Below are 7,530 nucleotides of genomic sequence, written 5' to 3'. Positions count from 1 at the left end.
GCACGCATCCGTTAAGCACCGACGCCTCGTGAGGACCAGGATGGCCAACTACGCCCTCGACAACGCGAACGCCCACGGCGCCGCGCATCTGAGCGGGCTGACCGGTCTGTTCGACGAGTTCAGCTGCGCGCGGATCACCGAGTCGAGCCGGCTGCGCGGCGCCCGCGCGCTGGAGATCGGCGCCGGCAACGGCAGCGTCGCGCTGTGGCTGGCCGACCAGGTCGGCCCGGACGGCTCGGTGACCGCGGTGGACCTGGACGTCTCGCACATCCCGTCGCACGAGCGGCTCACCGTGTCCCGGCTCGACCTGCTGGAGCAGCCGCCGCCGGACGGCCCGTTCGACCTCATTCACGGCCGCTGCGTCATGACCCATCTGCCCAATCGGGCCACGCTCCTGCCGGCGCTGTGCGAGCGGCTCGCGCCCGGCGGGACGATCATCATCGAGGACTTCGACCCGTTCGGCCTGGAGCGGGCGGCCCACCTGCTGCGGGCGCCGGCCGAGCCGGCCGGCGTGGCCGAGCTGTGGCACCGCTATGTTCACCTGCGCCAGCAGCTGTTCCGGGAGTCGGGCTCGGATCGAGGTTTCATCACGCGCGTGCCGGAGCTGCTGCTGCAGGACGGCCTCGGCGACGTGCAGGCGGTGACCTGGTGCCGATCCTGGCGGGGCGGTGAGCCGGGCTCCTGGCACGCCCGCGCGACGCTCCAGCAGTTCCGGCCCCGGCTGGTCGAGCACGGCTTCCCGGACGAGGCGGTGGACGTCCTCGTGCGGGCCCTGGACGACCCGGACTTCTCCTCCGCCGGCCGGCCCCTCTGCTCGGTCAGCGGCCGGCGACCGCCAGCCTGACCAGATTGCGGCCGGCCCGCTTCGCCTCGTAGAGCTGGGTGTCGGCGAGGGCCAGCAGGGTCGGCTGAGAGGCGTGCTCGAGCAGCGCGGCCACGTCGCCCATGTTGCGGTAGGTGCGGCCGAGCAGCAAGTGACTGCGCGCTATGAGATAGCGGTGACCGTGGGTATGGGCCCACTCGTTGACCTGCCACATCACGGCGACCGCGGCCTTGAGGTCGCCGCCCCGCTCGGCCACGTCGGCCTGGATGAGCCGGGCCCGCATCTGTGCTGGCAGGTCACCCGCGTGGGTCGCGGCCAGCTCCAGCTCCGCGGCCCGGGCCGCGCGCCCCTGGGGGTCGAGACCGATCCAGTCCTCGAGCTGGTCCAGCTCGGCGCCGCGCGCGTCGGCATCCGGGCAGCTCGGCCCGGGTGCGGCGAGCACGGTCGAATCGACCACGTCAGTCCAGCGGCGCGTGAGCGCGCCGGTCGAGGCTTTCGGTCACCGTAGTCGCACCTCCGCTACCCAACGGTATCGGCGGGCGGCGTCCGAGGACAGCCGCCCGCCGATACCGGACGGGTTTCAGCGCAGGCGCAGATGCAGCGTCTCGAGCGCCTCGGGGGAGTCCGGCACCACGATCCGCGGCGGCCGCAGGCTGAACCCGGTCAGCGCGAACACCGCGCCGACCGCGGCGAGCAGCACGCCCAGTCCGATGAACAGCGAGCCGACCCGATCCGCCTGGTAGGCGCCGAGCAGCGAGGTGCGCTGCATCTCGGCCGCCAGGGCCGTCTGCGCCGGCTTCTCGTCCGCCGCGCCGCCGGCCGCCAGCTCCGCGTACGTCCGGCCGCCGGTGACCTGCGCCGCCTGCGTCGAGATCAGGTCGGCGTACAGCTTGGCGTCGTGGCCGGTGGTGACCTTCTCGCCGGCGTACTTCTGGAGGGCGTCCGGAAGCCGGGCCTTGTCGGCCGGGAAGGCGAGCCGCTGGGCGGCCAGCTCGTGCTCGACCGCCCGGTGGCCCTGCACGCCCTGCATCGCAAGCACCGGGCCCGCGATGACCAGCACCAAGCCGACGACCGCCATCAGTACGCTGGCGGCCTCCCGCGACCTCCGAATAACCATGTCCCCTCCGTACCGTCCCCGGCCCCTGGCATGTCCAGGTCGACCACCACATTCGGCCGATGCCGGAAGGTTCGTAGGTTTCGTGGCTCTCAGGCGCCTCCGCCCAGCGCGGCGGTGATCTCCTGGATGGCGACCGTCTCGCCGGGGCTGACGTCCTGGCCGTCCTCGCGATGCGCGGCCGCCACCCGGTTCGCCACGGCGAGGACGAAGCCCCGGTAGCCGTCGGCCTCCTCGCGGGTCGCCTTGCTCTCCAGCAGCGCCACCGCCTCCCGCAGGTGCTGGAGGCCGTTGGCCCGGAGCTCGCCGTACGAGTGGTAGCGGGTGTGGTCGGCCTTGGGCTTCGACATCACGATCTCGTCGAGCAGCTCGCTCTGGCCGTGCAGCTTGCGCGCCTCGACGTACGCCTTCGACAACGCCAGCGTCTCGCGGAACATCCCGCCGCTGGCGGCGGTGACCACGATCATGCCGGCGGTCGGCGGACCCTGCAGGAGCGCCGTCCATTCCTCGGGCGTGAACGCAGCCTTGGTCGTCATTGCCTTTTCCTCCGCTCATCCGCGATGTCGTCATTGTCCGGGGCCGTGGCTGACTCGGCCTCATTCGTCCGGGATGATCCAGGTCGGGTCCGGTGTCCCGATGATCAGGTTGACTCGGCGTCGTGTCGTGAACCGGAGTGGCCGTGCTGCTGTTGACTTTCGCCGTCGTCCTGATGCTGGCCGTGCTGGTGTCCGCGCTGGCGAAGCGCACGATCCTGTCGACCGCGGTGCTGTTCCTGGCCGCCGGGGTCTTCTTCGGCGCCGATACGACCGGGGTGCTGGACGTACGCCCGGACTCGCCGGTCGTGAGCACGCTGGCCGAGCTGGCGCTGTTCGCGGTGCTGTTCACCGACGGCATGCGGGTGGGCTGGGCGGATCTGCGGTCGGCGTGGCGGCTGCCCGGCCGGGCGCTCGGCTGGGGCCTGCCGCTCACCCTGGCGGTCACCGCGGTGGCCGCGCACTTCGTGGTGGGCCTGGACTGGCCGGAGTCGCTGCTGATCGGGGCGATCCTGGCGCCGACCGACCCGGTGTTCGCGTCGGCTCTGGTGGGCAACGACATGGTGCCGGCCCGGCTGCGGCATCTGCTGAACGTGGAGTCGGGGGTCAACGACGGGCTGGCGCTGCCGTTCGTGATCCTGTTTCTGGCGGCCGCGTCCGGCTCCGACCACCTGCCCCTCGGCGAACTGGCCCTGGAGGTCGTCGGCGGCCTGGCCGTCGGCGTGCTGATCCCGCTGCTGGCCATCCGGCTGGAGCGCAGCCGGTTCTTCTCCGCATCGCCCGCCTACGAGCCGCTCAACGGCTTCGCCATCGGCCTGCTCGTGCTGGCCGTGGGCAAGACGACGCACGCCAACCTCTTCCTGGCCGCGTTCGCGGCGGGCATCACGGTCGCCACCTTCGGCCCCCGACAGCGGGCGGCGTTCGAGCACTTCGGCGAGAACATCGCCGAGCTGTTCAAGCTCGCGGCGCTGCTGGTGTTCGGTGCGCTCATCTCGCCGAGCTTCCTCGCCGAGATCACCTGGCCAGGCTGGATCTTCGCGATCCTGGCCATCTTCGTGGCCCGTCCGGTGGCGCTGTGGCTGTCGTTCCTGCGCTCGGGGCTGGACCTGCGCGAGCAGGCGGCGGCCATGTGGTTCGGCCCCAAGGGCTTCGCCTCGGTGGTGTACGGCCTGCTCGTGCTGGAATCCGGGATAGTCGAGGCGGACGCGATCTTCCACCTGGTCGCGCTGACCATCGTCCTGTCGATCATGTTGCACTCGTCGACCGACGTGGTGGTGGCGCGCGCCTTCGACGACGAGGCCGAGACCCCGGCCTGGCACGGCGTCCTGCGGCGCACGCTGCGCCGCGGCTAGCGCGAGTTCTTGTTATTCGCGAGGGGGATGGCGGCTCTCCTGTGGGGATGCGGTGCCGCGTGGCGCCCCGCGGTCGAGAGGAGCCTCAGGGTGGCAGATTCGGGAAAGACGCGGTTGACGGGCGCCGCGGCGCTGGTGAGCGGGGTGCTGGTGGCGGCGCTGGTGGGGTGCTCGGGCGGCGCCGACCAGAGCACGAGCGCCGGGTTGGCGCCGATCGTCGAGGCCACGACGACGCCCGCGCCTTCCGCGCTACCGCGGGGCAGCGCGTCGAGCGCCGCCAGGCCGTCGGCGAGCCCTTCGCGCAGCGCGACGGCCGCGGCCGCCAAGCCGGCACACACCGCCGGCCGCCACACCGTCCTGATCGTGAACGCCACCCGGCAGACCCTGTGGGTGGCGGCCACCCAGCAGAAGGAGCATCCGATCCCGCGGACCAGGTGGCAGCTCGCCCCCGGGGCGTCCACCAGCGTGCTGCTGCCGACGGGGTGGGGTGGCCGGATCTGGGCGCGCACCGGCTGCGGCACCGACGGCGGCGGCCGGACCGTGTGCCAGTCCGGGTACTGCGCCGACTCGGAGGCCTGCGTTCAGCCCGACCCGGCACCGACCACCCTGGCGGAGTTCGCGCTGGATGCCTGGTCGGGGCTGGACTTCTATGACGTGAGTATGGTCGACGGGGCGAACCTGCCGATGTGGATCAATATTTTCCGCACCGCCACCAGGGACCCGTTGAGCAGTCGGGGCTGCTCGTCAGCGGGATGCACCCGCCCGGTCGACTGCCCGGCCGCGATGCGGGTGACCCGCGGCGGGACGGTCGTGGCGTGCAAGAACCCGTGCACGGCGTTCAACACCGACGCGACCTGCTGCCGGGGCACCTGGGCCGGGCGGGAGAAGTGCGTGCCGTCGCGCTGGCCGGTGGACTACACCCAGGTCTTCAAGAAGGCCGAGCCCTTCGCCTACTCGTACGCGTTCGACGACTCCGCCACGATGTCCTGCAAGGGCGGCTGCGACTACCGGGTGACGTTCGGCCTGTCCCCGGGCACCACGTGAAGCGTCAGATGCCGTTCACGGCGGTGACGCCGGCCCGGGTGCCGACGTACGCGCGGTTGCCGGAGAGGGTGGGCGAGGTGAAGTTCGGCGCCTGGCCGACCCGTACCTGTGCGAGGGCCGCCCCGGTGCCGGGGTCCAGGGCGTACAGGACTCCGCCGTTGTAGTCGACGACCCAGACCGCGCCGCCGCCGATCACCGGCGAGCCTTCGGCGGGCACGCTCGCGGCGGCCCGCCACAGCTCGCGGGCGGTGCCGTCGGCGGCGATCGTCACGGCCCGCGGCCCGGTGGTGCACGGCAGGTACACGGTGCTCCCGGAGACCGCGCTGCCGCCGAAGGACTGGCATCCGTTGGCGAGCTGGGACACCTGACCGCCGATGCCGCCGAGGTTGTCGTGGCGCAGCACGTACCCGATGCCGGCCTTGCCGTCCGCGTAGACGTACTGGCCCACCAGGGCCGGGCTCATCGATCCGAGGTCGGCGTCGCCGGCGTTCTGGCTCGCCCAGTCGGACGGGGCGAAGAAGTCGGTGCGCTGCAGGCCGGCCGAGAGCGCCAAGACAGAATCACTGCCGTCGTACGTGGTGGTCGACTCGCCGTTGCCCACCGCGTAGAGCAGGTGGTCGCCGTCCACGACGCCGCCCGCGGTTCCCCAGATGCCCGCCTCGCGGGTGGTCGGCACCGCGTAGCTGGTCTTGCCGGTGCCGGCGGTGGTCACCGAGACCACCGCGCCGATGTACTGGCCGCAGTCGCCGAACAGGCCGCCGTAGCCGAGGTAGACCCGCCCGTTCAGCAGGGTGAGGGCGCCACGCTGCTGGTGCGCCTTCGGGTCGCCCAGCGGGGGCTCGACGGCGGTGCGCACCTCGACCGCACCGGTGTTGGCGTTGATGCCCAGCAGGGTGTGCGCGCCACCGGTGGTCTCGGCGACCGCGAAGACCCGGTTGGTGGCCGGGTCGTACACCATCGTGCTGGTGATGCCCAGCGGGTTGATGTTGCCGCAGGGCAGGTCGGACAGCGGTTCGGGCTGGCCGACGTGCGTCGACCACAGGACGGCGCCGGTGGCCGGGCTCAGCGCGTACACCGTGTCGTTCTCGGTGGCCGCGAAGATCCGGCCGCCGACGACCAGCGGCTGGCCGTAGACCGCGCCGTCCAGCGATGCGGTCCAGGCGACCGACAGCGTGGACAGCGGGGCGGCGTTCGGCGCGTTGCCGTCGCGGGCATTGTCGCGGTGGTAGGTCGGCCAGTCGTCGGGGCTGCCCGGTGAGGTGGACGTGGACGGGGTCGGCGAGGCGCTGGTCGGGGTGGGCGACGTCGGGCCCGAGCTGATCACGCTGCCGGTGCAGGTGGTGCCGTTGAGCGCGAAACTCACGGGCGCCGGGTTGCTGCCGGTCCAGGAGCCGTTGAAGCCGAACGTCACGCTGCTGCCGGTGCCGATGGTGCCGTTGTAGCCGACGTTGCGGGCGGTCACCTGAGCGCCGTTCTGCGACACCGTCGCGTTCCAGGCCTGGGTGACCTTCTGGCCGGCGGCGTACGACCAGGTGAGCGTCCAGCCGGTGATCGGGTCGCCGAGGTCGGTGATGGAGACGTTGGCGCCGAAGCCGCCCGGCCACTGCGAGGTGACCGAGTACGCCACCGAGCAGCCTACGGTCGCGGCGTGTGCGGAGAGTGTGACGCCCAGGCCCGCCACGAGCGTGGTGGCGGCGACGAAGGCGGCGAGTCGAGGCCGAACGGAGGCGCGCATGCCAGAGTCCTTTCGAAGCGAACTCTTCGGACCGCGCGGTCGGCCACATATTGATAGCAGTCGTTATTATGCTCGCCTACTTCGGGCCCGGCCACAAGGCCCGATATCCTTCCCGTGATCGAAAGGCGCGTGGGTGCGAATCGCGACTGTCAACGCCTGGGGCGGTGCCCTGGCCGACGAACTCCTCGGCTGGCTGCCCGCCAGCGGGGCGGACGTCGTCTGCCTGCAGGAGGTGACGCGCACGCCCGGCCTGGCCGGCTGGACGCGCTTCGCCGACGGGGAGCGGAGCCTGCCGCAGCGTGCCGACCTCTTCGACGACGTACGGGTCGCACTTCCCCGCCATCAGGGGATCTTCGTGACCAGCGACTCCGGCCCGGTGCGGGACGAGGCCGGCCGCAGCCACCGGCAGGACTTCGGCCTGGCGACCTTCGTCGGCGAGGCCCTGCCGATCGTCGGCGTCGACTCCGCCTTCGTGCACGGGGAGTTCGCCGACCACGCCGAGTGGGCGATCTCCGACCGTCCGCGCATCGCGCTCGCGGTGCGGACCGTCGATCGTCCGACCGGTCGCTCGGTCTGGGTGGTGCAGATGCACGGCCTGCGAGATCCGCTGGGCAAGGGCGACACCCCGGCGCGGCGGTCCCAGGCCGAGCGGCTGTCCGAGCTCGTCCGCCGGATCCGCGGCCCCAAGGACCTGGTCGTGGTCTGCGGCGACTTCAACCTGCTGCCGGACAGCGAGACGTTCGGCGTGCTGGCCGAGCTCGGCCTCACCGACCTCGCCGGCGCCGCCGACACCCGGACGTCGCACTACGGCAAGCCGGTGCGGCACGCCAGCTACCTGCTGGTCTCCGAGGTCGCCGCGGTGGAGCGCTTCGAGATCCTGACCGAACCGGAGGTCTCCGACCACCGCGCCCTGATCCTCGACATCTAGG

At 72.1% G+C, this 7,530-nt stretch carries 9 protein-coding genes; 4 read left to right on the top strand and 5 right to left on the bottom strand.

The window, feature by feature from the left end; genetic code table 11:
- On the top strand, positions 1 to 844 hold an 844-nt coding region (locus ODJ79_RS46230), incomplete at its 5' end, for a class I SAM-dependent methyltransferase (RefSeq protein WP_263030122.1).
- Here ODJ79_RS46230 and ODJ79_RS46225 read toward each other — a convergent pair.
- The 3 genes from ODJ79_RS46225 to ODJ79_RS46215 form a co-directional block, all read right to left on the bottom strand.
- The gene (locus ODJ79_RS46225) at positions 819 to 1,280 is read right to left on the bottom strand and encodes a hypothetical protein (RefSeq protein ID WP_263030121.1); all 462 of its coding nucleotides are present in this window, start codon (positions 1,278 to 1,280) and stop codon (positions 819 to 821) included. The genes ODJ79_RS46230 and ODJ79_RS46225 overlap by 26 nt on opposite strands.
- Positions 1,281 to 1,403: 123 nt before the next feature.
- Positions 1,404 to 1,940 carry a hypothetical protein gene (locus tag ODJ79_RS46220; protein WP_263030120.1) on the bottom strand — a complete coding sequence of 179 codons (537 nt, stop codon included), beginning with the start codon at positions 1,938 to 1,940 and terminating at the stop codon, positions 1,404 to 1,406.
- 89 nt (positions 1,941 to 2,029) lie between these two features.
- On the bottom strand, positions 2,030 to 2,473 hold the full coding sequence (locus ODJ79_RS46215) for a hypothetical protein (protein WP_263030119.1): 444 nt from the start codon (positions 2,471 to 2,473) through the stop codon (positions 2,030 to 2,032).
- A 173-nt stretch (positions 2,474 to 2,646) separates the two neighbouring features.
- Here ODJ79_RS46215 and ODJ79_RS46210 point away from each other — a divergent pair, with 173 nt between their 5' ends.
- A complete protein-coding gene (locus tag ODJ79_RS46210; protein WP_263030123.1) occupies positions 2,647 to 3,822 on the top strand; it encodes a cation:proton antiporter in 1,176 nt (391 codons plus the stop codon).
- On the opposite strand, the gene ODJ79_RS46205 is transcribed toward ODJ79_RS46210, so the two are convergent.
- Positions 3,819 to 4,196: a hypothetical protein gene (locus tag ODJ79_RS46205; RefSeq protein ID WP_263030118.1), complete on the bottom strand. Its 378-nt coding sequence runs from the start codon at positions 4,194 to 4,196 to the stop codon at positions 3,819 to 3,821. The two genes, ODJ79_RS46210 and ODJ79_RS46205, sit on opposite strands and share 4 nt — an antisense overlap.
- Between ODJ79_RS46205 and ODJ79_RS46200 the strand changes: the two genes are divergently transcribed.
- Positions 4,186 to 4,866, top strand: coding sequence for a thaumatin family protein (locus tag ODJ79_RS46200; RefSeq protein WP_263030117.1), 681 nt, complete (start codon positions 4,186 to 4,188; stop codon positions 4,864 to 4,866). The genes ODJ79_RS46205 and ODJ79_RS46200 overlap by 11 nt on opposite strands.
- Positions 4,867 to 4,870: 4 nt before the next feature.
- Here the strand turns inward: ODJ79_RS46200 and ODJ79_RS46195 are convergent, their stop codons facing one another.
- The gene (locus tag ODJ79_RS46195; protein ID WP_263030116.1) at positions 4,871 to 6,601 is read right to left on the bottom strand and encodes a cellulose binding domain-containing protein; all 1,731 of its coding nucleotides are present in this window, start codon (positions 6,599 to 6,601) and stop codon (positions 4,871 to 4,873) included.
- Positions 6,602 to 6,734: 133 nt separating this feature from the next.
- Between ODJ79_RS46195 and ODJ79_RS46190 the strand changes: the two genes are divergently transcribed.
- A complete protein-coding gene (locus tag ODJ79_RS46190; protein WP_263030115.1) occupies positions 6,735 to 7,529 on the top strand; it encodes an endonuclease/exonuclease/phosphatase family protein in 795 nt (264 codons plus the stop codon).
- Position 7,530: the final 1 nt, after the last annotated feature.

Origin of the sequence: Actinoplanes sp. KI2, assembly GCF_025630775.1 — a bacterium.
Classification (GTDB): Bacteria; Actinomycetota; Actinomycetes; order Mycobacteriales; family Micromonosporaceae; genus Actinoplanes.
The sequence above is the reverse complement of the archived record's forward strand: the minus strand, read 5'-3'. Positions and strand labels throughout refer to the sequence as shown.

Bases quoted from the DNA above. Each gene is read 5' to 3' on its own strand.
- ODJ79_RS46220 (WP_263030120.1), bottom strand. From the start codon at position 1,940: ATGGTTATTCGGAGGTCGCGGGAGGCCGCCAGCGTACTGATGGCGGTC.
- ODJ79_RS46215 (WP_263030119.1), bottom strand. From the start codon at position 2,473: ATGACGACCAAGGCTGCGTTCACGCCCGAGGAATGGACGGCGCTCCTG.
- ODJ79_RS46210 (WP_263030123.1), top strand. From the start codon at position 2,647: ATGCTGGCCGTGCTGGTGTCCGCGCTGGCGAAGCGCACGATCCTGTCG.
- ODJ79_RS46195 (WP_263030116.1), bottom strand. From the start codon at position 6,601: ATGCGCGCCTCCGTTCGGCCTCGACTCGCCGCCTTCGTCGCCGCCACC.